The following is a 23,553-nucleotide window of genomic DNA, read 5'->3' on the forward strand; positions in this document are numbered from 1 at the left end:
AAGAGGCAAAAAAATGAGTCAGTTCCTCAGCATGTTCAACAGCGCAGGCCCGCAAGCATTCAGCAAAATGGCCTGCCAGGTGGCGCCCTACTTCTCCACCATCAACCCGTTGGTCAAGGATTTGCGCAAAGGCAGCGCCACCGTGCACGTGCCGTTCGCCCGGGAGATCACCAATCACTTGGGTACGGTGCATGCGATTGCCATGTGCAACGCCGCCGAACTGGCTGCCGGAATGATGACCGACGTCTCCATTCCCGCCGGCGCACGCTGGATTCCCAAAGGCATGACCGTGGAATACCTGGCCAAGGCCAAGAGCGATGTGACGGCCGTGGCCGAGGGGGATGCGGTGGACTGGACCTGCGAAGGCGACAAGATCGTGCCGGTGGATATTCACGATGCCGAGGGCAAGAAGGTGTTCACGGCGCGGATTACCATGAATGTGAAGCTGGCCTGAAGACTGACAAAGCTTTCGCAGGCGAATCGGTCAACTGTGGGAGCGAGCTTGCTCGCGAAAGCGGTGCATCAGTCAACATTTATGGCGACTGACACTACGCCTTCGCGAGCAAGCCCGCTCCCACAGGGGGATTTGTGGTGTTTGGGAGAGTACGGTCAGACCAGGCGCAACCGAGGGCCGACGGCTGGCACCGCGTCGTCACCCAACCGCCCCCGCACAAACGCCTGAGCCTTGCGCGTCAACTGGTCCAGATGCCGGTCGCGCTGTTTTTCCGCGTCGGTCATGGCCCGCTTGCCATGTTTTTGCAACAGGTAGGTATGAATCTGCCGCACTTCCAGCGAACTGTAGATCGACGCCACATCCAGCAGCGCCATCAAGCCGTCGGTGGCGTGGTCGCGGGTGTTCATCAACACCTGGGTCGCACGCACGCCCACCACCTCAAAGCCCATCGCCTCGAAATACGGCACCTTGGCCACCGCGCAAGTCAGCTCGGCATGGGGATAGCGGCCGACCATTTCCCGCAGCATCCGCCGGGCCACGCCCTGGCGACGATACTCGGCCTGCACCGCCATGTAAGCCACGCCGCAGGCCTCGGGGTCGTCCTGCACCGGCAGGTACAGTACAAAGCCCGTCACCTTTTGCGGGTCGTCTTCGTCCGTGGCGACAATCAACTCCACGGCAATGCCTTTTTCACCGTTCAGCGCCTCCAGATACAGGTGCACCTCATAGCCGATCGCGTATTGATAGAGGTTGTACAGCAGGTTGCTGGGCGGGATCGCGACCATGCTGATGTCGGTCAGGTTGTCGACCACCATCTGCAGGATCTGGCTATTGATGTGCTCGGGGCACGGGGTCTTGAAGTGGCTGATCGGGGGCATTGCGGTGACAGGCTCCGGGAGGCAAGGGCCGCCTATCATAGCGCGCCTGGCACCTGTGGTCCGAAGGGTGATGGACAGACATCCCCATTGATGGGCCATGCGCATCGCCGGCGGACGCCTGGTTGCGTTTTCAAGGCTGACAACAGTGAGTCAGGCACACTTTGTGCTGGATGAACTGGCCTCTTCGCGAGTAGGCTCGCTCCCACCGGGGACCGCGGTTTTGCCCACTCCTCGATCTTCTGTGGAAGCTCGCCTGCTTGCGAAAGCGTCCACCACCACAACGGCCTGTGGTGTGAATTGGGGGGGGATGGGTGGGTGAAGGCCCCCAACTTTGAGGATTCCCACCCACAGTGCCACTACGACTAAAGTCCAAACCGCCAGCCTTTTGATATCAAACAACTTTTCGTCTCCCCCGCTTTTCCCCACGATTGGCGCACCTCTTGCAATGAGCGAATGGCGAACGTCAGCCACACCGGCGCGCCCCGAGGGGAACAACATGATAAAAATGCCAGGCCTCAAATCGCTCGGTTTTTTCAACAAACCGGGCATCGCCGCTGTGATGCTGATCAACGTCAGCCTCGGTACCGTCAACGCCGTACCGCTGGATGATTTCGGCCCGCCCCCTCCGACGGACCCCTCGGCGTTTACCAACCCGCCGGCCGACCCCAAGGCCGCGGTGGATGCCATAGAGGCCATGCCACCCGCCAACACGGGCGCCTTCGCCCTGCCCAATGGCGTTTTTGGCACCCGCACCACGCCAACGACCGACAACGTGCTGCCGCCAGCCCTGCAGACATCCTTCAAAATCCCCACCAATGGCAAGCCCAGCCCATTGTTCGGGGCTCAGCCGTACACTCAGCAACTGCTGCTGTTCGAAGAATTCGGCACGGAAAAACTCGACCCGACACTGCCGGCACCGCCCCTGACCTTCCCGGTTCCGCTCGTCGGCCCGGCGCCCACCCAGGACCCGAACAACATCGCCCGCAGCGGCCCTTCGGCCGCGGCGCTGGAAGCCTTCATGCGCCAGCCGGGGCTGTACCCGTTTCCGTCGCAGTTTTCCAACGTGCTGGACCGCAACCCGTGGAAAGCGCAGATCGAAGCCTTCCTCAACCGCCACCCGGTCGGCTCGCCGGCCGAAGGTCGTCCGCCAGGAAAAGGTTGGTCGCACCAGCGCTGGAACGAGTTCTACCCACAGGTCGCCTTCAAGACCGCTCAAGCGGGCGCCAAGCTCAACGGCGGCATGCGCGACCGTCGACAGTTGCACAACTACGCCGTCGGTGAGTTCGGGCCTGGCGGGCTCTACAACCAGACCTCGAACACCCCGGTCATTGCGGGCACCACCAAAGGCATAAATGTTCGTTTTCACCCCAACATGCCGATTCAGAACCACAAGGCACTCTGGACCTTCGACGGCACCTTTCCGCCAAAACTGCTGATGGTGCGGTACGGCCAAGCCGTGCTGATGCGTCACTACAACGCCCTGCCGATCGATCCGTCGGCCAACATGGGTTTTGGCCTGCACACCCTCAGCACCCACGAACACAACGGCCACTCCCCGGCCGAAAGCGATGGTTTTTCCAATGCGTTTTTCTTTCCGGGGCAGTACTACGACTATCGCTGGCCGATCCAGTTGGCCGGTTACGACACCATCAACACCAGCGCTCAGGATCCGCGCGCGGCGTTCCCCTGCGCCCCGGGCGAAACCCTGTATGTCAACGATGCCACTCCGGGTCTCAAGACGTGCAACAACGGCACCATCAAGATCCGTGGCGACTGGCGCGAAACCATGAGCACCCACTGGTTCCATGACCACATGAACGATTTCACCGCACAGAACGTCTACAAGGGCAGCGCGGTGATGATGAACTACTACAGCGCCCTGGATCGTGGCAACGAAGCGCTGCAAGACGGCGTCAACCTGCGCCTGCCCAGTGGTTCGGCACTGCCCTGGGGCAACCGTGACTACGATGTGAACCTGATGGTGGCCGACAAGTCCTGGGACGCCACTGGCCAGCTGTGGTTCAACCCGTTCAACACCGACGGCTTTCTCGGCGATCAGATCCTGGTCAACTGGCAGTACCAGCCGCGCCTGAACGTGCGCGCGCGCAGCTATCGCTTCCGCATCCTCAATGGCTCGGTGTCGCGCTTCTTCAGGATCGCGCTGGTGCGGGAAATCGTCGGCACCGGTGGCGAATTCCCCGGCCCGACAGGTTCCGGCCTGTCCTATACCCGCGTGCCGTTCCACTTGATCGCCAACGACGGCAACCTCATGGAACACGCCGTGCCGTTCGACGGCAGCATGGACCTGGACGCCGACGGCGATGTGCAGGACCACAACGCCATCCTTCCCAGCCAGGGCATCGCCGAGCGTTTCGACATCATCGTCAACTTCGCGAAAAACGGGATCAGCACCGGCGACAAGCTGTACTTTGTCAACCTGATGGAGCACCACGACGGCAAGGGTCCGGAAAGTCTGCCGCTGAGCCTGGCCGATGTCCTGTCCGGCAAGTACAAGGCGGTACTCAAGCTTGGCAGCAAAGGGCTGGAGTGGGACGCCGGCGACCCGGCGGTGGGCAAGTTCATGCAGATGGTGGTCCAGCCTTATGCCGGCCAGGACGTGAGCATGAACCCCGCCGACTTCGAACCCGCCAAGCCGGGCAAGGCGGCGGGTAGAACCATGATTGCGCTGACCCTTAACCGTGACGACCCGACAGTGCAGGCCAAATTGAAACTGGCGCGGCATCGCGAGTTCACTTTCGGCCGCTCCGACGGCACCGACGAAGAACCCTGGACGATCAAGACCGACGGTGGATTCGGCTTCCAGATGGACCCTCGAATCATCAGCGCCGCTCCGCAACTGGCCAACGGCCCGACCCCTGCCGGGTTCTCCGGCGACGGCACCCTGGAAGTGTGGAAAATCAGGAACGGCGGCAACGGCTGGAGCCACCCGGTGCACGTGCACTTCGAAGAAGGCATCGTCCTCAACCGCGACGGCAAGGCGCCGCCGGAATGGGAAAAATGGGCGCGCAAGGACGTCTATATCATCGGCCAGGGCATCGACAGTTCGGTGGACGTGGACATAGCGATCCGCTTCCGCGAGTTCGCCGGGACCTACATGGAGCACTGCCACAACACCCAGCACGAGGACACCTCGATGCTGCTGCGCTGGGATGTCGAGCACCCCGGCCAGTTCCAGTTGATGCCAGCGCCCATACCCGGCTGGGACGGCGTCACCTACGTCAACTCCGCCGCGCTGCCGACTTTCCGCACTGGCGATAAACGTGTCGAGGACGTCGATAACCAAAAACCGGTCGCCAACCCCGACAGCGCCATCAGTAACACCGGCCAACCGGTGATCATCAACGTGCTGGCCAACGACACCGACCCTGACGGTAACGTGCCACTTAAAGTGGTGGGGCTGGAGCAACCGGATTCCGGCAAGGGTGTGGTCAGCACCGATGGTACGCGCGTGACCTACACACCACCGGCCACGGTCCCCTCGCCGTTCACCGCGACCTTTAGCTATCAGGCCAGCGATGCCAAGGGTGCGGAGTCGGCACCGGCGACGGTGTCCGTGGCGGTCTCGGCAGCGGTCAACGAGAGCCTGATCGTCACCAGCGCTACCGTCACCGCCCGCAGCAACAGCCGCTGGTATTGGGTCCTGTCCGGTACCACCTCGCGTGGCACGGGCAATACCATCACGGCGACTGCCACGACCACAACCGGTACGGTGAACCTTGGCGCCGCCATCCTGACGCCTACGGCTACAGGCGCGCGCTGGAACATAGCGGTGACAACCGCCGGCAGTGGCCCGTCGCCTAGCCCGACAGCGACCATCAAATCGGCCTTCGGCAAAACCGTTACAGTGCCGATCAAGGCGAACTAGAGCGGATTGATCGACGCCCGGTCCATGCAATGTGGATCGGGCGTTTTTCTTTTGTGCGGCGTAAGGTGGGACCGAGGTTGGGGTTTGTTGACTATCGGTTCTATCGGCAAAGTGCCTGGCAGTCACCGCTGCGGCGCTACCATCCGAAAGCGGATATTGATCTCGTTGGACACCACACTGTCCGCCCACTCGCCCTCGCCGATCTTGAAGTCGTCACGCTTGAGCACCAGTTGGCCCTCGAAGATGCCGATGGCGCTCTCCGATTTCAGCAGCACCGGTACACTCACTTCCCGAGTAAGTCCCCGCAGGGAAAGCTTGCCGGTGACGGTGTAGCGGTTATTGCCCAGGGCCTTGATGGACGTCGACTCGAAGGTCGCCACCGGATAAGTCGCCGTGTCGAACCACGCCGGTTTTTGCAGCTCGGTATTGGCATCGCTGCTGCCGGCGTCGATGCTCTTCAGGTAGATGGTCAGCGCGGCATGGGCGGCGCCGGGGTTATCGGTGTCGAAGTCGAGTTTGGCCTTGAACTTGCCAAAGGTGCCGTAGGCTCTCGACCCCATCTGCTCATAGGTGAAGCTCAAGGTGCTGGCCCTGGCGTTCACATCCTTGTATTCCACGGCTCCAGCAAACGACACCAGGCCGAACACCAACGTGCCGGCCAGAGCGACGCAACGCGCGGATCGAAGGTTCATGGCACTCTCCGGGAGGGCTCCCGTCTTGAGTTGGCGTGCCGCACAGGTCGGGTGGCATCAAATGGACTAAAGCAAACAACCGGCGTTTATTCCACCTCACCCGTTGATTTGCGACCACCTGCCGCTGGCCGCCAGTGCTACCCGCACTCCCCCCGTTGCCACGCCCGCTGCAACAGGTCGATCACCTCGGCATCCGAGGTCTGGGAAAAATCCATGTACCAATGGCCAATCGACATGAACCACTCGGGTATCAGCGGGCAGATCAACTCATCCACCTCACTGCGCAGCGCCTGCAGCGTTTCGATCGGCGCCACCGGCACCGCCACCACGATGCGCGATGGCGCCTGCACCCGCAGCGCCTGGATCGCCGCCCTCATCGAAGCGCCGGTGGCCAGGCCGTCGTCGATCAGGATCACCACCTGATCCTTGAGCTGCACCGCCGGCCGCGTGCCGCGGTAGACCTGTTCGCGGCGCAACAGCTCGCGGCTTTCCCGTTCGACCACGGCGTCGAATGCGGCCTTGGCAATCGGATGCACCCGCAGCGCCTGTTCATTACGAATCTGGATGCCGCCGCTGGCAATTGCGCCCATGGCGTACTCCGGGTGGGACGGCACACCCAGCTTGCGTACCAGCATCAGGTCCAGGCGAACCTTCAGCGCCGTGGCCACCTCATAAGCCACCGGCACGCCGCCACGGGGCAAGGCCAGAACAATGACATCGGAGCGATTGGCGTAAGGCAGCAACGGCTCAATCAAACGCCGCCCGGCTGCCGGCCGGTCTTGCAGGATGGAATGGGACAAGGGGCTCATTTGAAAACCTCCCCAGGCGATGGCGCCTGTCGGCTCACAGCTCCCAAATTGTCGACCTCATGCAGGCCGACATCAAGCGCAATGGCCTACACCAACCGCTCAATCTTCTGATGCTGCCACACCAGTTTGTAATACAGCGTCTGCAACACCAGCATCCCCAGATACGCCACCGGAAACGCCATCCACACCCCTTGCAGCCCGAACCTCGCATCCAGCAGATACGCCGCCGGCAACTGAACCCCCACCACGCACACAATGGAAATCGCCACTGGCACCATCACCGTACCGCTGGCGCGCATGATGCCGCCGATGATCGCCTGGAAACCGAACACCAACAGGCTCCAGAGCATGATGTGCAACAGGTGCTCGGCCATGTTGAGCGTCGCCTCTTCGGTGAGGAACGACGCCAGCAACCAGCTCGACAATAAGTACCCGAGCACCACCAGACCACCGGTCAAACACACATTGATCATCAGCCCGGTCTTCAGGATCGGCCCGATGCGCTCGATGCGCCCCGCCCCGATCGCCTGGGCCCCGAGGATCGACGCCGTGATCGCAATCGACAACGCCGGGAACTGCACGTAATTGACGATCTGCGTCACCGCGCCATACGCCGCCGTCGCCTGGGACCCGTGCTGGTTCACCAGCGCCAGAATCACCAGCTCCGACAACGACAACACCACCATCTGCAACCCGGTGGGCAAACCGATGCGCAGCACCTTGCCGAGGATCGCCATATCCAGCTTCATCGCCGCAAAGAACTCGCGGTCCGGCGCCAGCGGATGGCCCTTGCCAAGCAAGCGCCACGCCAGCAGCCCCATCGCCACCAGGTTACCCACCAGCCCGGCAACCGCCGCACTCTGAATCCCCATCGGCGCAAAACCCAACCACCCGCGAATCAACGCCGGCGTCAGCGCCAGCCCGACACAGGTCGACACCACCAGCGCCAACAACGGCGACAAGGTATCACTCACCCCGCGCAGCAACTGCGTGAACAACACAAACACCAACAGCGACGGCATGATCCACAACATCACATGGGCATACGCCACCGCATCGTCCAGCACATCCGCCGGCGTCCCCAACCCCACCAACGCCGACTGCGCAAACACACTCCCCACCACCGCCGCCACCAACCCGATCAACACCCCCAACAACAACGTCGCCCCGGCAATCGCCTTCACCAGATGCGTCTCCCGCGCCCCCCACGCCTGCCCGATCAACACCCCCGCGCCGGCACCAAGGCCGATCACCAGGGCGATGAAGAAAAACACGATGGGAAACATCCCCGACACCGCCGCCAGCGCCTGGGTGCCGAGCATCTGGCCGATGTAGATGCTGTTGACCGTGCCGGACATGGATTGCAGGAAGTTCGACAGGACCATCGGGGCGAGGAAAAACAGGTAGGTTTTCCAGAGGGGGCGTTGGGGGTTCGGGGTTTGCATTCGGGAAGGTCCATCTCGACGGCGTGAGCGATGATTAAGGATAGCGTGGGTGGCTGAATCCAAGGGGCCGTGAACATCTCAGGTCTGTGTTTATATTTCCAGCGACGTGAGGTGAAAGGTCTGAAGTTTCATCGTCACCGGTCCTACACAAAGCTCGGAATCTCTCACCTTCCCGCGCTGATCTCATGCGGCATATAGTCAGCGCCGTCGCCCAAATGGCGATTCGGGTTTGGCGACCTGATTACAGAGAATGCGAAGGCTATCCGCTTCATTGCAGGTATCATCGCACCCGCAAAGCCGCTGTTATGGCGGCTGTGCGCGGGAGACCTTCGGGTCTGCCGGTTTTCTCTGTTGCCGGTTCGCCAACCTGCGCACAGCTGCCACCCATTCGTTTGGCGACGACTGCGTGACGGCCTTGAGCCAATCAAATAGAGATCTTCACAATGAATCGATACATGCCTCTTACCGGAATCGACCTGGTTCCGGCCTCCCTGCTCATCGACACCCAAGCCCCACTCGACGTCCTGCAAGCCATGGCGGATTACCGTATTCGGACAGTCACACAGGTGCTGGAAAACATTGCCTACCGATCCGAACTCGGTTGCGACACGGTGGTGCTGGAGGACTTTTCCAAGCTGCTGGTCATTCCGTTGCGCGATGGTTGTGATTTGATGGATGTGATTGGGCGACGGTTGCGGGCGCAGGCTGCGGAGTAAATGAAAATGGGTGCTCTTGCGCCCATTTTATTGCTACTCCAGAAAGGGGTTACCCGTCAGCTTGATTCGAGGCCGCGAAAAACCAATCAGGCGAAGATACTCAATATACCCGTAACAAAGAGAAGAGCCGCTGCGACAGCGGCTCAACCTGGTAAACCTTCGATGATCTAAACGACTGGACAAGGGAACCGGACGACCACGAAATGATGGCTACTGCCACCGTTCTCTGGCACCTGAGTTCGGGCACTTGGTGCTGTCAATCAAAGGTATATTTGCCTTCGAGCATGAATGCCGGCTCTCTCCAGTTGGGCCCTCTCACAACTCCGCCCCCACTATATTTGATAAAACCGGCATCACACATTTTATGGACAAGGTTCAATAACCCTATGTTGTTCTCCACATGCGCCCAGTTAGCCAGATTATAAAGGCCATCAAGCCGAGGAAAGGAGATACCTAATTCATTTTTGGTAAGAAATAGAATTACCTCTTCAGGTTTTTCGTTAAGTACGATGGTTGCAATGACGCTCATTATTTTACCCCTCCAAGTTCCTTGTACTCTCGTTCACTTTGTTTTCGATCCGCTTCTATAGCATCAGGCGTATAGAGCAGTTCAAAAGCATCTTTGACTTTGTAGTCCTCCAGCGTCGCGGCGTGAGTATTGTTCCAAATAACACCGTCATCCGAGTTTACACCGTCAGCTACACCTAATGCTCTGAAACGTTCGAGCTCTCTGATTTCATGAGTATAGAAGCGTTTGTCCACATCTGTGATTACCAATTCACCCAGCAGAATTTTTTTCAAGCGATCAATCATGATGGCATTGGCATCCGAAGACCTGAAACGTCCCGTATGTAATTTGACCAGGTCAATACCCGTTTGGCTCACGGTAGCACTTGTCCAATCGAGATCGAGAATTGGGCCTCCAGCTTTGGCAGGATTGAAAAATCGACCGCTGTATTTTCCCTTGGTGGTTGCTCCCTCATAAGGCCTATTAAAAACAACGTAGATTGGCGGCAGACCGCTTTCAATCGGAAAGCAGTAAATGCAATCCCTGAAATCAGGCAATTCGAACGCGGGTAAGGTTTCAGGCTGCACAAGCAATGGCGACAGCGTAACTCCAGTGTAAGTCGGTACTTGCGCAGGTCGGGCGGGCGAAGTTGTCGATCCGTTTCCCAAGTGAATAATGGGAAAACTGAGGATATTGGGCGGTGTATCGTTTGACGTGAAACTGTAGCTGCTGGTCGTTGGATCGAATGCCAATGCTCGCACTGGCACTTCTGCCGAGACACTCCCTCCAGCCGGGGTTGCAACAAGTGTGTATTGGTTAAGGTCGCCAAAAATCCGATAAGGAAGGTCAATGGTTCCTTCGGTAGCGGCGATTTCATTCAGGTTTGACGGCAGCTCTGGTAAAAAAGTGCTACCGGACAGTGTGAGAACTGTTTGAGGAAAGCGTTCGCCGTTAGCAAGAGCAGGTGAATAGAACAAGGCCCCGATCCCAACAGCAGTGGCCCGACTGATAAGTGCTTCCCCCAAACCTGCCAACAACTGAATGCCTTCATGGATCACTGCCCTGAAGGTCCAACCATCGGCGACATGGATGGCAATGGCACCCGCCACAGTTCCTGCCTCCGCACCATTACCAATGGGTAACCTATAGGTGTAAGCAACTTCGCCCCTTGCCAGGGCGCGATGGATTTCAGTGTCTGCAGTTGTGGAAGCGTCCGCCAGAATGGGGATGGCTTCGACCAGGATTCGTTTCACGTAGGCGGCAGTTAGCGATAATAGGTATTCTTCATAAAAGCTTTGTCGCACTGCCATATCGTCTTCTGCATCCGCATTCGATGCAAATACAGCGGCACTCATTTTCCTGTCTAGCGACAATGCGTCTAAACCATTATATAGTAGTGCTTCGTGCCAACTTCTATGGATTCTGGCCCTTTGCAGAAGCTCTACGATGATCGCTTTCTTTTTTAAGGCAGCCTCCAATGCATTGAACTCCTGCCCGTCAATGGCTGCGACTATGCGTTTTTCTAGATAATCTCGAACATTCGGTGTAGCACCAGAAAAAACACTCGTTATCTGATCGTGCACCGAAAGCCCTATCGCCTCCAACTTTTGGTATGCGTTACTGGGGTTTTTGGTACTTTCAATACTATGGGGCGTAGTAACTGCCGGGACAGTCCCATCCCAAAACAAAATACTATCGAAGCTTGAAGGAAAAACTTGGGCTTCTGTAGCTTGAACCTGTCGAGACTCAGGCGTTATTAAAGATGAATAATGTGTAATTGGTTTTTGCATATAGCACTCCATGCAACATTATCAATTCCATAAAATAGACAGCACAAAAGTTATGCCGCAACAACGTAGCAATTCCAACACTTCAATATTTACTGCATACGTCGCGCGCGGAAGATGATGAGCGGCAGTTGCAGGCGCAGGTGAGAGAGTGACTACATTTGGGCGCCTAAGGCGCCTGTGTTCTTCTTTTGGTCTAGTCCTGAAACAGATTTACACCTGTTTCACCCAAGCGCCCCAACCATCGGCGCGAGGCTAAGAGACTAGATCAGTCGGACTACCAGGGCGACGACAACAAAGATTGCCAGTGCCAGCGCGGCACCGATGCTGAACGGCACCACAGCAGAGCGGATCGCGCTCGGGGCGGGACTACGCATCTCTTCGGCAAAAGCTGCAACGTCGCGGTGCAGTTGTTCAATGCTGGCTTGATTCGTAGGTTGTGTGGACATGCTGCTACTTCCTGTGTGAGTCACGAGTCGTGTCTGCTACCTGAGCCCCTGTTGGGCTCATCCTTTCGAGCTTTGCTGTTCAAATAGTTCTCCCCGAACAGCCGGTGCCCCCTTTTTCGTCGTCAATATTTCCCGTTTTTCATCTTTGGAATAGCGGGTAAATCCTGCCAAAATCGTAGGCAAAATCCGAGAATTGCGTAAGGGGCTCTATCAATGGAGTCGAAAAAGAAAAGCTGATCGCTCACAACACACTCCCCAAGTGCCAAACGACCCAGCCCATAGTCCATTAGCTAAACTTCAACTGTAAACCACTTCGCGAATCCCTGAAAATCAGGAGGCGAACCATGAGCAAGCAACCTCAACCCCAAAGCCGCTCCAACCCCCAGCCCAGATCCCGTCCGTTGGTGCCGAATCTGCCGAACCTGCCGAGCAAAACCGGCAACAAGTCCGGCGGCTTGCGCGGTAACTATCCGCCGAAGAAGTCGTAAGGACCTCGGGTGCACGACAGGCTTTGCAACGGAGTCTGTCGTACTCCCGGTCACTTCAGCATTACTTGCCTCTATATCGGACATTGTTTTCCACGAGCGACGCTATGCCCATCAAGAATGATGGCCAAGGGCTACGCTCTCCACGGCGTCTCAAGTTCACCTCGACCATGCCGCCAACCGATTTGCCTCAATGGCTCAAGCGATAAAAGACCTGTGGCGAGGGAGCTTGCTCCCGTTGGACTGCATAGCAGTCCCATTTTTTTTTGGGGGGCCGCTTCGCAGCCCAGCGGGAGCAAGCTCCCTCGCCACAGTGTCAGACTTTTCTTCCGGTATCAGTCCTACCTCGGTTTTTCCGGTTCGAATACATGGAGTAAGCGTACATGCCCTTCCCCCCTCGTTTCCTCGACCACTACCGCAAAGCCGACCGCATCATGCTGGGCCTGATCTGGCTGATGTTCGCTTTCGCTATTGGCCTGGCGTTCTGGCACGACACGTTCAAGCAAGCGTTGCTGGTGGGCGGTGGTACCAGTGTGTTGTTGACGCTGTTGTATCGCGCCATCGGCGGGTCGCGGTTGATGCGTTGTTTGCTGGGCGTGGGTTTGATGGTGATGGCGGCGTTGCATATCAATCAGGCCGAGGGGGTCATTGAGTCGCACTTCGGGATTTTTGCGTTGTTGGCGGTGTTGACGTTTTATCGGGACTGGCTGCCGATTCTGGTGGCGGCGGTGACGATTGCGCTGCATCACGTGGTGTTTCATGTGCTGCAGCATCAGGGTTTTCCGGTGTTTGTGATGGCCCATCACGGTGGCTGGACGATGGTGTTCGTTCACGCCTTTTATGTGGTGATGGAGACGGTCGCGCTGCTCTATCTGGCGCTGCACAGCCAGGCCGATGCGGTGGAAAGCCAGGACATGCTGGACAAGATGCTCGCCACCACGTCCCAGTTCACCGCTGGTGCCGGCCAGGGTGACAAGGCGCGGGTGCATGTGTCGCTGGCGCAACGCTTCGATCAGTTTTTGATGCAGATCACCGTGCTGGTGGACGGCGTGGTGCGTGACTCTCAGGGTTTGGGTCAGTTGGGCCAGGAGTTGGCCAAGGCCAGTAACACGCTGGAGAAAGGCGCCAAGCATCAGTTGACGGAAATCGCGCAGATGACCGGCTCGATGCAGCGTATGGGCGATGCGATGGAGCACATCGTGGTGCATGTCGAGCATGCCGTTGCACATGCCGGCCAGGCCAGCGCGCAAGTCACCCGCGGGCAGGAAAGCGTGAACCGTGCGCGGCAGGAAATCACTCAGCTGGCCTCACGCCTGGAAGGCACCAACCAGACCGTGCAGGTGCTCGCCGGGCAGGCACAGCAGATCGGTACGGTGCTGGAGGTGATCAGCAGCATTGCCGAGCAGACCAACTTGCTGGCGCTCAACGCGGCCATTGAAGCGGCGCGCGCCGGCGAGCAAGGCCGGGGCTTTGCGGTGGTGGCCGATGAAGTGCGCAGCTTGGCGCAACGCACAGCGGTGTCCACCAAGGAAATCCGGACCATCATCGAGGCGTTGCAGCAAGGCAGCCGCAAAGCCGTGGAGGCCATGCAGGACAGTCGCGAAGGTGTAGAGCGCTGTGTCGAGGACAGTCAGTTGGCGGCAGCGATGTTGCAGGCCGTCGGCAGCGACATCTCGCAGATCGATGAACTCAATGGGCGAATTGTCACGACGACCCGCGAACAGTCCACGGCGAGTTTCGAGATTGTCGGGCGCTTGCAGTCGGTGCAGAGCATTGCGCAGAACACGGCGGATGATGTGGAGACGCTGGCGCTGAGCAGTCGGCGCTTGCCGCCGATTGCGACTCGGCTGGATGCGTTGGGGCGCACGTTTCATCAGTGAGGCTGCCGTGGGCGCTGCGTTTATTCGCAATGGGAAAAAAACGGCGGGTAACCCGGTGGCCGTGCTAGTTGTAGGCGATACTTGAGGACGCCGCAGCGAAGTAATTGAATACCGGAGCCCGTCTTGTATTTGTTGGCGATTGAATCTTCAGAATCTTGGAGTTTTTTCAAACAAATTTGTGAAACAAAACGTGAAGGCAGCTCAGTTAAAAAGCTCCACAAAGTTACATAAAAACCAACAAAATCAGGCTTTTTAAGCGATTAGTCATGTGAAATAAAATGTGAAGGCAAAGTCTGACCTGACTCTTCAGCTGTCGAGGCGATGCTGGGATACCTTCAGTCAGAGTTTGGCCGGCAGACGGTCCCTCACCGCCAGCTGAACTCTTCGTTGCATTGGCATGCCGGGCCCATCCGTCGCACCAGCATTGCTCTATAGATTCAATCTATCTACATTTGAATCTATAGACGCAATACAAGGACTGGATCATGGCCGTCCCCCTGCAACCTCAATCCTTCAGCAAAAACCAATGCGTCACCGGCCTGCGCGCCGCGGTGAGCATTCTGGAAAAGTGGAAAGCCACCAGTGATCAGGCCTGTCGCATCCTGCGCATCTCCCGCAGCACCTACACCCGCGCCCGGCAGCGGGACCCGGATTGGGCGGTGGCGCTGGATGCGGATCAGATGCAGCGCATCAGCTTTGTGCTGAACATTCACGCGACGTTGCGGCTGGTGTTCGACAACCCGGATAACGTCTATGGCTTTGCCTCGATGGCCAATGACAACGAGTTTTTCAACGGGCGTTCGCCGCTGGAGATCATGGCGCAGGGCGACATGATCTCGCTGTATGAAACCTTCCGCCGCATCGACATGCTGCGGGGTGCGCAATGGTGAGGGCGAGTGAGCTGGCGGTGTTTGCCGGTCAGTCGTTGCAGGCTTATCGCCTGGTCAATTCGAAGTTTCCGCCCATTGCGTTGTTTGATGATGTGGCGGATGCGGATGAGTTTGAGCTGTTGTTCGAGATTCAGGCGCTGACCAATCCGCGGTTGAAGAATGAGCTGGGTCAGCTGGAGTTGATTGCGCGCAACGAGATTCCGTTCGGGATTGCGGGTTGCTCTTATGCTATTGCGCCGTTTACCCACGTTAATCCGGCGGGTTCGCGCTTCAGTGACGGCAGTTTTGGCGTGTTGTACCTGGCGGATTCGATGGAAGCAGCGTTGGCCGAGGTGCGGCATCACCAGGCTCTGTATTGGTCGAAGGTGCCGAGTCTGAACTATGAGCGCTTTGTGTTTCGGGGGTTGGCCTGTGCTTTTGGCGATGGCGGGATGAAGGACGCCGCGACCCTGCCGATGAACGATCCGGTGTATGCCCCGGACGACTACAGCCATTCCCGTGTGCTGGGACGGGCGGTGCGGGATGCCGGTTGTCCCGGTTTGCGTTATCACTCGGTGCGGATGCCGGGCAGTCATTGCTGGGCGTTGATGACGCCGAGGCCGGTTTCGTCGATTGTGCAGACGGCGCATTACGAGATGGTCTGGAATGGGCAGATCACCAGTGTAAGTCAGATCAGTGAGGCTTGAGCCCCGTTGTCAGGCACATGAAAACCTGTGGGAGCGGGCTTGCTCGCGAATGCTGTGTGTCAATCGACACATAGGTTGAATATGAAACTGCCTTCGCGAGCAAGCCCGCTCCCACAAGGGATCACCGAGTCATCCATTGACTGCGTCGATAGTCACCATCATTTCAATGAAGTTCTCTTAAAAAATCCCCGGCGTAACATCTGCTCCATACCAACCCATAAGCACCCCCGGAGCACACCATCATGAAACGCCAGACTCTCCTCAGCATCGCTTTCTCGGTTTTCGCAGTTAACGCTTTCGCCGCAAACTCTGCTCAACCTGTGGTCGCTGAAGGCGGCTCGGATCGTCTGATTGAAAGCCGTGTGGCCGAGGGTGGTTCCGATCGCCTGATCGAGAATCGTGTGGCCGAAGGTGGTTCGGATCGTCTGCTGGAAAAACGCGTCGCCGAAGGCGGCTCCGACAAGCTCCTGCAAAACCGCGTCGCCGAAGGTGGCTCGGACCGTCTGATCGAAAGCCGCGCTGTCTGAATGCAGTGCTTTACCGCAGGACTCAACGAAAAGCCCGGCCTAAACAGCCGGGCTTTTTCGTGTGGGCCATCAATTCATCCGTTGTTCATGCACTTTCGCGGATCGCGAGAGGCCGATCTTGATGCCAACCAGGATGGGCGCGGCGAAGACGAACAGCAGGGCCACGGCGAAGAACGCCGTATCGAAGGCAATCACCGTGGCCTGACCTGACACCGCTTTGCCCAGCAGGCTAGTGGCTGACCGGCCAGCGGCCACTTGATCCATGCCCTTCCCCGCCAGCATCGCGGTTGTGGTCATCAGCCGTTCGATGACCGCGTGGCCCCCTGGGGTGACGTTGGCGCCGAGGACCATGCCATTGCTGACAACCTGATGGTCGATCAAGGTCTGTAGCCCGGCGACGCCCATCAAGCCACCCAATTGCCGCCCCGTATTGAACAGGCCGATGCCACTGGCCAAGTTGCGGCTGTTGAGATGGCTGAAAGCGATCAGCGTGATCGACAGAAACAGGAAGCCAAGGCCCAGGCCACGCAGCAGGATAGCCGCCATCATGTCGTCGCTGCCGCTTTCACTGGTAGAACCGGACAGCATCCACATCGCCCCCATGATCAGCAGGATGCCCAAGGGCACGGTCGCCACCGGTGGCACGCGGCGCACTTTGAACAGCCAGGCGGCGATGAGCAGCGAACCGACAAAAAAACCGCCACTGGGCAACAGGAGCAGGCCGGCATCGGTCGGTGTGAGCGCGAGTACCGACAGGGCGAACGCCGGAATCAGGTATGCACTGCCAAACAGCGCGGCACCGGCGACGAAACTGACGCAAAAGGCAAAGGTGAAATCGCTCGATTTGAACAGGCTGAAATCGAACAGCCCCTGGCCGTTGGCCAAAACCTGTTGGCCGAGAAAGGCCAGCAGTGCGGCGCCGCCGATCATCGTCATCACTAGAATGCGCAGTTCCTCGAACCAGTCCCAGCGGCTGCCCTGGCTGAGTACGTAGGTGAAGCAGAACAGCGCGGCACCGATCAGTGCACAGCCGAGCCAGTCAAACGAACGTTGCCGGACCTTGGCGGGCATGGGGTGGTCGGCGATGAGCAAGAGGCCGATCGCGGCCAGGGCCAGCGGCACCACACTGAAGAAAATCCAGGCCCAGGACTGGCTGTCGATCAACCACCCTTGCAGGGCTGGCGCGAAGGTGCCGGGCGCGACCACGGAGCCCATGGCGAACAGCGCTTGCAGGATCGGCTGAAGGGCCCGCGGATAGCCGCGAAAAATGAGCGCCTGGCCCGCCACCAGCAAAGCACCGCCAGCGAAGCCTTGCAGGATGCGCAGTGCAATCAGCAGCTCCAGCCGGGCGGTAACGGCAGCCACGCAGCACGCCAGGCCCATGACCAGGGTGGCGCCGATGATCACATTGCGCGCAGAAAACCGCTGCATCAGCCAAGGGGCGAGCATGAACCCGATCAGCTTGAACGCGATGTAGCCGACATCCAGCCAGGCGAATTCGTCAGGCGTGGCATAGGTGTCGCCGATGATGTCGCCACGGCCGAGGGCCAGCACGGTGCTGGCGATCGCTTCCGTCAACGTCGCCAGCACGATGCCCAACATGAGCAGGACGCCGGTCCTGGTTCTGATGCTGCCCGGCGTGGCGCAGGCATCGCTGTTCATGAGCCGGCCCCTTGCGCAACCTCAACCCGCGCGGACAGGCCCGGCACGATGCGCCCCGGTAGCGGATTGTGGGCCAGGCGGATCTTCACCGGCACGCGCTGCACGACACGCACAAAGTTCCCGGTGGCGTTGTCGGGCGGCAACAGGCTGAACGCCGAGCCACTGCCCGGTGCAAAGCTGTCAACCACGCCTTCCAGTGCCGCATCGGGGTAGCCATCGACCGTGACGCGCACGGTCTGTCCGGGGCGAATATGTTCGAGCTGGGTTTCCTTGAAGTTCGCCACGATCCACACATCGTTGACCGGCACGATATCGAGCAGGGAGACGCCCGGCGTGACGAAACGACCGAGGCGAACCTGACGGTTACCGACCACGCCATCCACCGGTGCGTGCACCACGGTGTGATCGAGATCGATCCGGGCGAGATCTCGCGCGGCCTGTGCTTGCGTCACGGCGGCCACGGCAGCCTCGCGCTCGGCCACAAACACCGCGATGCGTTGCTGCTGCGCCTCGACCGTTGCCGAAGCGGCCGACACCGAGGCCACGGCTCTGGATTGCGCCGTGCCGGTTTCATCGACCAAGGCCTGGCTCACCGCATTGCTGACGATCAATTTGCGGCTGCGGTCGTGGGTCTTGGCCGCCAGGCTCATGTCGGCGCTGGCCGAGCGCCTTTGTGCTTCGGCCTGCCTGATCAGCGCATGCTGGAGCCGGATCTGCGCGTCGACATGAGTCAGGCGCGCCTGGGCGGCGCTGACATTGGCCTCGGCTTGCGCAAGTCTGGCGCGGTAGTCGCGGTCATCGATACGAAACAGCACATCACCGGCACGCACAGCCTGGTTGTCCCGGGCCTCTACCGCCGTGACATAGCCGGCCACCTTGGCGGCGAGCGAGGTGACGTCCCCGCGGACATAGGCGTTGTCGGTCGAAGTCACGCCACTTGAAAACGCCAGGGCTCCCCAAACCGCCACGACCATCAAGGCCGCGACACACAGCAGCAGGCCGATGGTCTTGCGCTTGCTGCGCCGCACCACGACCACAGGCGTTTCGCTACTTGCACTGGTGGCAATGGCGGCCTTGTCCAGGAGCGAGTTCATTTTTTCATTTCCTGTTCAGTGCCAAGTACTGACTCAGCCACTGGGCGACAGGGTCTGCCGCCCGGCGGTCGAGCCTTCATGAGCGCGTTGACCGGCTCACTTCTTGAGAGGTGTTACGAGTACCTTTTCCTCGGTATCGAGGACGAACACCGCCAACAGGCGTGCAGGTTGGGTGTCGCTGGCGTTGGCGCTGACCAGGTGCACGGAACCCGGCTCCTCTACGAAGTTTTCACCGACGTTGTAGATCTTTTCCGGTTCGCCTTTGACCTCGATGCGAAACGAGCCCTCCAGCACCGTTGCATAGATGAAGGCCGTTTTCGGATGGGTGTGGGCCGGCGACGCGGCACCCGGCCCATACTCGACGACCACGCCCCTCATGCTCTTGCCGGGGATGTTGGGAATGGGACGGTCGAACACCACCGTCACATTGCCGGGGGGCGGCTCGGCGGCCGATGCGGCGCTGATAGAGAGCGCGGCGAAGAAAGCGGCCATCAACAATCGGGTAACCATGGGATTTCTCCTGGATTCGTAGGGAAATGTGAGGGTGCGATCCGTTACTGCGCCGTCGACCGGGCCAGCCAGTCGTCGAAGCGGATCGCCCCCAGGCGTGCGTTCTTGCCCGTGACCAGCGATTGATCGTCGAGCACGGCGCCGAAGTAACGTGCATGTACATCCGGCACGACTTTGCGGCTGTCCTGGGTCGCCCGCAGATAGCGCCTGGCCATCTCATCAATCGGCATGGTTTCCGGGCCGCCGACTTCAACGGTGCCATTGAGCGGTGCAGCCAGCACGACATCGGCCAACACCGCCACCACGTCGTCGGACGCTATCGGCTGGATCAGCGCCGGCGAAGCATGAATTTCCTCGCCAACGGCGAACGACTGGACAATGCCACCAGCAAACTCGGAGAACTGCGTGGCACGCACAATGGTGTAGGGAACGCTGGATGCCTTGATAAGGGCCTCCTGCGCGACCTTGGCCCGGAAATAGCCGGTATCGGGAAGCCGTTCGCTGCCGACAATCGACAGGGCAACATGATGACAAACCCCGGCAGCGGCTTCGGCGGCCAGCAGGTTACGGCTCGACGTTTCAAAGAAATCGAGAACGGCCTGGTCTTCCCACGACGGCGCGTTCGCCACGTCGACCACCACATCAGCACCATCCATTGCTTCGGCCAGGCCTTCGCGGGTGATGCTGTTCACGCCTGTGCTGGGGCTCGCGGCGAGCGCGTCATGGCCGCGCTCGCGCAGGATGTTCACAAGTTTCGATCCAATGAGGCCGGAGCCTCCGATGACGACGATCTTCATGGCTTTTCTCCACTTGTCGACTGCAACTATTGCGTCGGTGTAGAGAGATTGCCTGCGCGCACCAGGCAAGTCCTTGCGCCGGGCTTGGGTTTGCCTTGGCGAGCGCTTGGATTTATGTCCAAGGCTACTGAGGTTCTTCCAGTCTCCCTTGCCGCTGACGGTGCAGCGGGTGTCGAGCTGCCGTATCATCTGCCTCAGTTACCAACCGCCAGCCGCCTGGGACACGGAGTTGAGGGCGCTTCGCCAGGGGATGCTCAACTTGCCATTCACGTTTGAAGACTACGTACTCGATCAGGAGCGCCGGGAGCTGACCCTGCGCGGGCAGGTCGTGGCCGTCGGACCGCAGGTCTTCGACCTGTTGCTGCTGTTCGTCAACAATCCCGACCGCGTCGTCAGCAAGGACGAATTGCTCAAGGCGGTGTGGGGCAGCAAGATCGTGTCGGAATCGACGATCACCAGCCACATCAATGCCGTGCGCAAGGCCATCGGTGATACCGGCGAGGAGCAGCGTCTGGTACGCACCGTCGCCCGCAAAGGCTACCGCTTCGTTGGCCGGATCAACGGCGACTTGACCGGGGAAGCGCGACAGCCCGATGGCGATGAACGCCCGACCGCTGCCCCGAAGCAAATCCCCTCTCCTGCGCTCGTCCTGCCGGACAAACCCTCGATCACCGTCCTGCCCTTCCAGAACCTGAGCGGCGATCCGGAGCAGGAGTATTTCGCCGATGGCGTGGTGGAGGACATCATCGCCGCCCTGTCGCGTATCCGCTGGCTGTTCGTCATCGCACGCAATTCGAGCTTCACCTACAAGGGCCGGGCGGTGGACGCCCAAGGCGTCGGCCAGGAGTTGGGCGTGCGCTACGTGCTCGAAGGCAGCGTGCGCAAGTGCGGGAACAGGCTGCGCATTACCGGGCAACTGATCGATGCGACGAGCGGGACGCACATCTGGGCGGAGCGCTTCGAAGGCCTGCTTGACGACATTTTCGAGCTACAGGACCAAATCACCGAAAGCGTCGTCGGTGCCATCGCGCCGCAACTGGAACGGGCAGAAATCGAACGCGCCAAACGCAAGCCGACAGAAAGCCTGGACGCCTACGACTACTATCTGCGGGCCATGGCAAAACTGCACAGCGGCAGCCGGGAAGCCATCGAGCAGGCGCTGCCGATGTTCTACCAGGCCATCGAACTCGATGCGGAGTTTGCCTCGGCCTATGGCATGGCCGCCTGGTGCCACTTCTGGCGCAAGCTCAATGGCTGGATGATTGATCGGCCCGCGGAAATCGCCGAGGGCATACGGTTGGCGCGTCTGGCGGTGACCCTCGGCCGCGACGATGCCGTCGCGTTGACCCGGGGCGGACATGCGCTTGCTCATCTCGCCGGCGAAGTAGACGCCGGCATTGCACTGCTCGACAGGGCGCGCCTGCTCAATCCCAACCTCGCCCCCGCCTGGTTTCTGGGCGGTATCCTGCGGGCGCTGCACGGCGAAACAGACGCCGCCATCGAGAATTTGAACCACGCCGTTCGCTTGAGCCCGCTGGATCCGGAAATGTTCAGGATGCAGGTCGGGATGGCGCTCGCGCATTTCTTCGCAGGGCACTTTGATGCCGCTGCGGACTGGGCGGAAAAAGCGCTGGGCAACCTGCCCAGTCTGCTGATCGCGGCGGCTCTGGTGGCGGCCAGTCATGCGCTCGGCGGTCGAATGGAAAAAGCCAATCTGGCGATGCAGCGTCTGCAAAAGCTGGATTCCACTTTGCGTCTTTGCACCCTCAAGGACTGGCTGCCCATTCAACGGCCTGAGGATTTCGCCCGTTTCGTCGATGGACTGCGGCTGGCAGGATTGCCGGAGTGATGGGGTCGCTGAACACGACTTTCACCTGGCAAAACTTGCACTTTGCAAGGGTAGGCTAAGCTTTGATCAACTCGTTGCTCACGATGCTCGGTTCTGCAGGTTTTGGGTTTTTCTGGAGAGCGTCTGCAACAGCTATCCCAGACTGGCCCAAACCTTTCACGCAGGATTGCCGTGATGACAGAGCCCCTCCTCAGCTTTGATGCACTCAAGCATGCCGCGGCTGCCGGCGAAATCGATACCGTTCTGGTCTGCATGGTCGACATGCAGGGACGCCTGGTCGGCAAGCGCTTCCAGGTCGAGTTTTTCATCGACAGCGGCCACGAAGAAACCCACTGCTGCAACTACCTGCTGGCCGATGACATCGACATGGAGCCGGTGCCGGGTTACGCCGCGGCCAGCTGGAGCAAGGGTTATGGCGATTTCGTGCTCAAGCCCGACATGTCCACCCTGCGGCGCGTGCCCTGGCTTGAATGCACGGCGCTGGTGCTGTGCGACGTACTCGATCATCACCATCGCCAGGACCTGCCCCACAGCCCGCGGGCGATTCTGAAAAAGCAGGTCGAGCGCCTGCGCGAGCGCGGCTATACGGGAATGTTTGCCTCGGAACTCGAGTTCTATCTGTTCGATGAGAGCTACGAGGCGATCCACCAGCGCAACTATCACAAACCGAAAACCGCCGGCCATTACATCGAGGACTACAACATCCTGCAGACCACCCGCGAAGAGCCGGTGCTGCGGGCGATCCGCAAGCACTTGCAGGCCTCGGGCATTCCCGTGGAAAACTCCAAGGGTGAATGGGGCCCTGGGCAGGAAGAGATCAACATCCGCTACGCCGACGCCATGACCATGGCCGACCACCACGTCATCATCAAGCACGCCTGCAAGGAGATCGCGCAGTTGCAGGGCAAGGCGATCACCTTCATGGCCAAGTGGCGCTACGACGCCGCCGGCTCCAGCAGCCATATCCATAATTCGTTGTGGGACAAGAACGCCAAGAAGCCGCTGTTCTTCGACGCGAAAGCCGAGTTCGGCATGTCAAAACTGATGCGGGCCTGGGTCGCCGGGCAGCTCAAGTACGCCAACGACATCACCTGTTTTCTCGCGCCCTACATCAACTCCTACAAGCGCTTCCAGGCTGGCACTTTTGCGCCGACGCGGGCGGTCTGGAGCCGCGACAATCGCACCGCCGGCTTTCGCCTGTGTGCCGAAGGCAGCAAGGCCATCCGCATCGAATGCCGCATCGGCGGTGCCGACCTCAACCCCTATCTGGCCTTCGCCGCGCTGATCGCGGCAGGTTTGAAGGGTATCGACGAGAAACTCGACCTCGCGCCGCCGTTCGAAGGTGACGCCTACCTGGATGAGCATTTGCCGGAAGTGTCCAAGACCCTGCGTGAGGCGAGCGCCGCCCTCAAGGCCTCAAGCATGTTGCGCGAGGCGTTCGGCGACGAGGTGGTCGACCATTACGTGCACACCGCCGAGTGGGAGCAGAAGGAATACGACCGGCGAATCACCGACTGGGAATTGCAGCGCGGCTTCGAGCGCTACTGAG

At 59.7% G+C, this 23,553-nt stretch carries 20 protein-coding genes and 1 pseudogene; 10 read left to right on the forward strand and 11 right to left on the reverse strand.

Annotated features, from left to right (window positions below; all coding sequences use genetic code 11):
* Nucleotides 1-13 precede the first annotated feature (13 nt).
* On the forward strand, nucleotides 14-454 hold the full coding sequence (locus tag AC3IP0_RS17985) for a hotdog fold domain-containing protein (RefSeq protein ID WP_489316420.1): 441 nt from the start codon (nucleotides 14-16) through the stop codon (nucleotides 452-454).
* Between the two features lie 155 nt (nucleotides 455-609).
* On the opposite strand, the gene AC3IP0_RS17990 is transcribed toward AC3IP0_RS17985, so the two are convergent.
* The gene (locus tag AC3IP0_RS17990; RefSeq protein ID WP_489325510.1) at nucleotides 610-1,332 is read right to left on the reverse strand and encodes a GNAT family N-acetyltransferase; all 723 of its coding nucleotides are present in this window, start codon (nucleotides 1,330-1,332) and stop codon (nucleotides 610-612) included.
* Between the two features lie 496 nt (nucleotides 1,333-1,828).
* Between AC3IP0_RS17990 and AC3IP0_RS17995 the strand changes: the two genes are divergently transcribed.
* A complete protein-coding gene (locus tag AC3IP0_RS17995; protein ID WP_489325512.1) occupies nucleotides 1,829-5,218 on the forward strand; it encodes an Ig-like domain-containing protein in 3,390 nt (1,129 codons plus the stop codon).
* Between the two features lie 122 nt (nucleotides 5,219-5,340).
* Here the strand turns inward: AC3IP0_RS17995 and AC3IP0_RS18000 are convergent, their stop codons facing one another.
* From AC3IP0_RS18000 to AC3IP0_RS18010, 3 genes are all read right to left on the reverse strand, one after another.
* Nucleotides 5,341-5,910, reverse strand: a complete 570-nt coding sequence (locus AC3IP0_RS18000) for a YceI family protein (RefSeq protein ID WP_489316423.1) — start codon at nucleotides 5,908-5,910, stop codon at nucleotides 5,341-5,343.
* A gap of 137 nt (nucleotides 5,911-6,047) precedes the next feature.
* Entirely contained in the window at nucleotides 6,048-6,719 is a 672-nt protein-coding gene (locus tag AC3IP0_RS18005) for a phosphoribosyltransferase (protein ID WP_489316424.1), read from the reverse strand.
* Nucleotides 6,720-6,805: 86 nt separating this feature from the next.
* Nucleotides 6,806-8,164 (reverse strand): MATE family efflux transporter, encoded by a 1,359-nt coding sequence (locus AC3IP0_RS18010; RefSeq protein WP_489316425.1) that lies wholly within the window; start codon nucleotides 8,162-8,164, stop codon nucleotides 6,806-6,808.
* Nucleotides 8,165-8,607: 443 nt separating this feature from the next.
* On the opposite strand from AC3IP0_RS18010, the gene AC3IP0_RS18015 reads away from it, so the two are divergent.
* Nucleotides 8,608-8,880, forward strand: a complete 273-nt coding sequence (locus AC3IP0_RS18015) for a hypothetical protein (protein WP_095946406.1) — start codon at nucleotides 8,608-8,610, stop codon at nucleotides 8,878-8,880.
* A 256-nt stretch (nucleotides 8,881-9,136) separates the two neighbouring features.
* Here the strand turns inward: AC3IP0_RS18015 and AC3IP0_RS18020 are convergent, their stop codons facing one another.
* From AC3IP0_RS18020 to AC3IP0_RS18030, 3 genes are all read right to left on the reverse strand, one after another.
* A complete protein-coding gene (locus AC3IP0_RS18020) occupies nucleotides 9,137-9,409 on the reverse strand; it encodes a hypothetical protein (protein ID WP_102670468.1) in 273 nt (90 codons plus the stop codon).
* On the reverse strand, nucleotides 9,409-11,178 hold the full coding sequence (locus AC3IP0_RS18025) for an S-type pyocin domain-containing protein (RefSeq protein ID WP_489325513.1): 1,770 nt from the start codon (nucleotides 11,176-11,178) through the stop codon (nucleotides 9,409-9,411). Before AC3IP0_RS18025 ends, AC3IP0_RS18020 begins: the two co-directional genes overlap by 1 nt.
* Before the next feature lie 260 nt (nucleotides 11,179-11,438).
* A complete protein-coding gene (locus AC3IP0_RS18030) occupies nucleotides 11,439-11,624 on the reverse strand; it encodes a hypothetical protein (RefSeq protein WP_489316427.1) in 186 nt (61 codons plus the stop codon).
* 344 nt (nucleotides 11,625-11,968) lie between these two features.
* Here AC3IP0_RS18030 and AC3IP0_RS18035 point away from each other — a divergent pair, with 344 nt between their 5' ends.
* The 5 genes and pseudogenes from AC3IP0_RS18035 to AC3IP0_RS18055 form a co-directional block, all read left to right on the forward strand.
* Entirely contained in the window at nucleotides 11,969-12,112 is a 144-nt protein-coding gene (locus AC3IP0_RS18035; protein ID WP_489316428.1) for a hypothetical protein, read from the forward strand.
* A gap of 380 nt (nucleotides 12,113-12,492) precedes the next feature.
* Nucleotides 12,493-13,989, forward strand: coding sequence for a methyl-accepting chemotaxis protein (locus AC3IP0_RS18040; protein ID WP_489325515.1), 1,497 nt, complete (start codon nucleotides 12,493-12,495; stop codon nucleotides 13,987-13,989).
* Between the two features lie 485 nt (nucleotides 13,990-14,474).
* Entirely contained in the window at nucleotides 14,475-14,879 is a 405-nt protein-coding gene (locus AC3IP0_RS18045) for an antitoxin Xre-like helix-turn-helix domain-containing protein (protein ID WP_057714235.1), read from the forward strand.
* Nucleotides 14,873-15,565: an RES family NAD+ phosphorylase gene (locus AC3IP0_RS18050; RefSeq protein WP_489316430.1), complete on the forward strand. Its 693-nt coding sequence runs from the start codon at nucleotides 14,873-14,875 to the stop codon at nucleotides 15,563-15,565. Before AC3IP0_RS18045 ends, AC3IP0_RS18050 begins: the two co-directional genes overlap by 7 nt.
* Nucleotides 15,566-15,807: 242 nt before the next feature.
* Nucleotides 15,808-16,083 (forward strand): annotated as a pseudogene (locus AC3IP0_RS18055) (hypothetical protein); the annotation flags it as partial.
* A 78-nt stretch (nucleotides 16,084-16,161) separates the two neighbouring features.
* On the opposite strand, the gene AC3IP0_RS18060 reads toward AC3IP0_RS18055, so the two are convergent.
* The 4 genes from AC3IP0_RS18060 to AC3IP0_RS18075 all read right to left on the reverse strand — a co-directional run bounded on the left by AC3IP0_RS18060 (nucleotide 16,162) and on the right by AC3IP0_RS18075 (nucleotide 20,155).
* On the reverse strand, nucleotides 16,162-17,754 hold the full coding sequence (locus AC3IP0_RS18060) for a DHA2 family efflux MFS transporter permease subunit (RefSeq protein ID WP_489325516.1): 1,593 nt from the start codon (nucleotides 17,752-17,754) through the stop codon (nucleotides 16,162-16,164).
* Nucleotides 17,751-18,848 carry an HlyD family secretion protein gene (locus AC3IP0_RS18065; RefSeq protein ID WP_489316432.1) on the reverse strand — a complete coding sequence of 366 codons (1,098 nt, stop codon included), beginning with the start codon at nucleotides 18,846-18,848 and terminating at the stop codon, nucleotides 17,751-17,753. Before AC3IP0_RS18065 ends, AC3IP0_RS18060 begins: the two co-directional genes overlap by 4 nt.
* A gap of 96 nt (nucleotides 18,849-18,944) precedes the next feature.
* A complete protein-coding gene (locus AC3IP0_RS18070) occupies nucleotides 18,945-19,358 on the reverse strand; it encodes a cupin domain-containing protein (RefSeq protein WP_489316433.1) in 414 nt (137 codons plus the stop codon).
* 44 nt (nucleotides 19,359-19,402) lie between these two features.
* Nucleotides 19,403-20,155 carry an SDR family oxidoreductase gene (locus AC3IP0_RS18075; RefSeq protein ID WP_489325518.1) on the reverse strand — a complete coding sequence of 251 codons (753 nt, stop codon included), beginning with the start codon at nucleotides 20,153-20,155 and terminating at the stop codon, nucleotides 19,403-19,405.
* Nucleotides 20,156-20,414: 259 nt separating this feature from the next.
* Here AC3IP0_RS18075 and AC3IP0_RS18080 point away from each other — a divergent pair, with 259 nt between their 5' ends.
* Together AC3IP0_RS18080 and AC3IP0_RS18085 are read left to right on the forward strand one after the other, a co-directional pair.
* Nucleotides 20,415-22,004 (forward strand): winged helix-turn-helix domain-containing tetratricopeptide repeat protein, encoded by a 1,590-nt coding sequence (locus tag AC3IP0_RS18080; RefSeq protein WP_489316435.1) that lies wholly within the window; start codon nucleotides 20,415-20,417, stop codon nucleotides 22,002-22,004.
* Between the two features lie 174 nt (nucleotides 22,005-22,178).
* Nucleotides 22,179-23,552 carry a glutamine synthetase family protein gene (locus AC3IP0_RS18085; RefSeq protein WP_489316436.1) on the forward strand — a complete coding sequence of 458 codons (1,374 nt, stop codon included), beginning with the start codon at nucleotides 22,179-22,181 and terminating at the stop codon, nucleotides 23,550-23,552.
* The last annotated feature ends 1 nt before the right edge of the window (nucleotide 23,553 follow it).

This window comes from Pseudomonas sp. GL_103, from assembly GCF_057835175.1.

Excerpts from the sequence above, each read along its gene's own strand:
- AC3IP0_RS18070 (WP_489316433.1), bottom strand. The coding sequence starts at position 19,358 with ATGGTTACCCGATTGTTGATGGCCGCTTTCTTCGCCGCGCTCTCTATC.
- AC3IP0_RS18025 (WP_489325513.1), bottom strand. The coding sequence starts at position 11,178 with ATGCAAAAACCAATTACACATTATTCATCTTTAATAACGCCTGAGTCT.
- AC3IP0_RS18020 (WP_102670468.1), bottom strand. The coding sequence starts at position 9,409 with ATGAGCGTCATTGCAACCATCGTACTTAACGAAAAACCTGAAGAGGTA.
- AC3IP0_RS18030 (WP_489316427.1), bottom strand. The coding sequence starts at position 11,624 with ATGTCCACACAACCTACGAATCAAGCCAGCATTGAACAACTGCACCGC.
- AC3IP0_RS18075 (WP_489325518.1), bottom strand. The coding sequence starts at position 20,155 with ATGAAGATCGTCGTCATCGGAGGCTCCGGCCTCATTGGATCGAAACTT.
- AC3IP0_RS18065 (WP_489316432.1), bottom strand. The coding sequence starts at position 18,848 with ATGAACTCGCTCCTGGACAAGGCCGCCATTGCCACCAGTGCAAGTAGC.
- AC3IP0_RS18005 (WP_489316424.1), bottom strand. The coding sequence starts at position 6,719 with ATGAGCCCCTTGTCCCATTCCATCCTGCAAGACCGGCCGGCAGCCGGG.
- AC3IP0_RS18010 (WP_489316425.1), bottom strand. The coding sequence starts at position 8,164 with ATGCAAACCCCGAACCCCCAACGCCCCCTCTGGAAAACCTACCTGTTT.
- AC3IP0_RS18085 (WP_489316436.1), top strand. The coding sequence starts at position 22,179 with ATGACAGAGCCCCTCCTCAGCTTTGATGCACTCAAGCATGCCGCGGCT.
- AC3IP0_RS17990 (WP_489325510.1), bottom strand. The coding sequence starts at position 1,332 with ATGCCCCCGATCAGCCACTTCAAGACCCCGTGCCCCGAGCACATCAAT.
- AC3IP0_RS18000 (WP_489316423.1), bottom strand. The coding sequence starts at position 5,910 with ATGAACCTTCGATCCGCGCGTTGCGTCGCTCTGGCCGGCACGTTGGTG.
- AC3IP0_RS18045 (WP_057714235.1), top strand. The coding sequence starts at position 14,475 with ATGGCCGTCCCCCTGCAACCTCAATCCTTCAGCAAAAACCAATGCGTC.
- AC3IP0_RS17985 (WP_489316420.1), top strand. The coding sequence starts at position 14 with ATGAGTCAGTTCCTCAGCATGTTCAACAGCGCAGGCCCGCAAGCATTC.
- AC3IP0_RS18015 (WP_095946406.1), top strand. The coding sequence starts at position 8,608 with ATGAATCGATACATGCCTCTTACCGGAATCGACCTGGTTCCGGCCTCC.
- AC3IP0_RS18060 (WP_489325516.1), bottom strand. The coding sequence starts at position 17,754 with ATGAACAGCGATGCCTGCGCCACGCCGGGCAGCATCAGAACCAGGACC.
- AC3IP0_RS18050 (WP_489316430.1), top strand. The coding sequence starts at position 14,873 with ATGGTGAGGGCGAGTGAGCTGGCGGTGTTTGCCGGTCAGTCGTTGCAG.
- AC3IP0_RS18040 (WP_489325515.1), top strand. The coding sequence starts at position 12,493 with ATGCCCTTCCCCCCTCGTTTCCTCGACCACTACCGCAAAGCCGACCGC.
- AC3IP0_RS18035 (WP_489316428.1), top strand. The coding sequence starts at position 11,969 with ATGAGCAAGCAACCTCAACCCCAAAGCCGCTCCAACCCCCAGCCCAGA.
- AC3IP0_RS17995 (WP_489325512.1), top strand. The coding sequence starts at position 1,829 with ATGATAAAAATGCCAGGCCTCAAATCGCTCGGTTTTTTCAACAAACCG.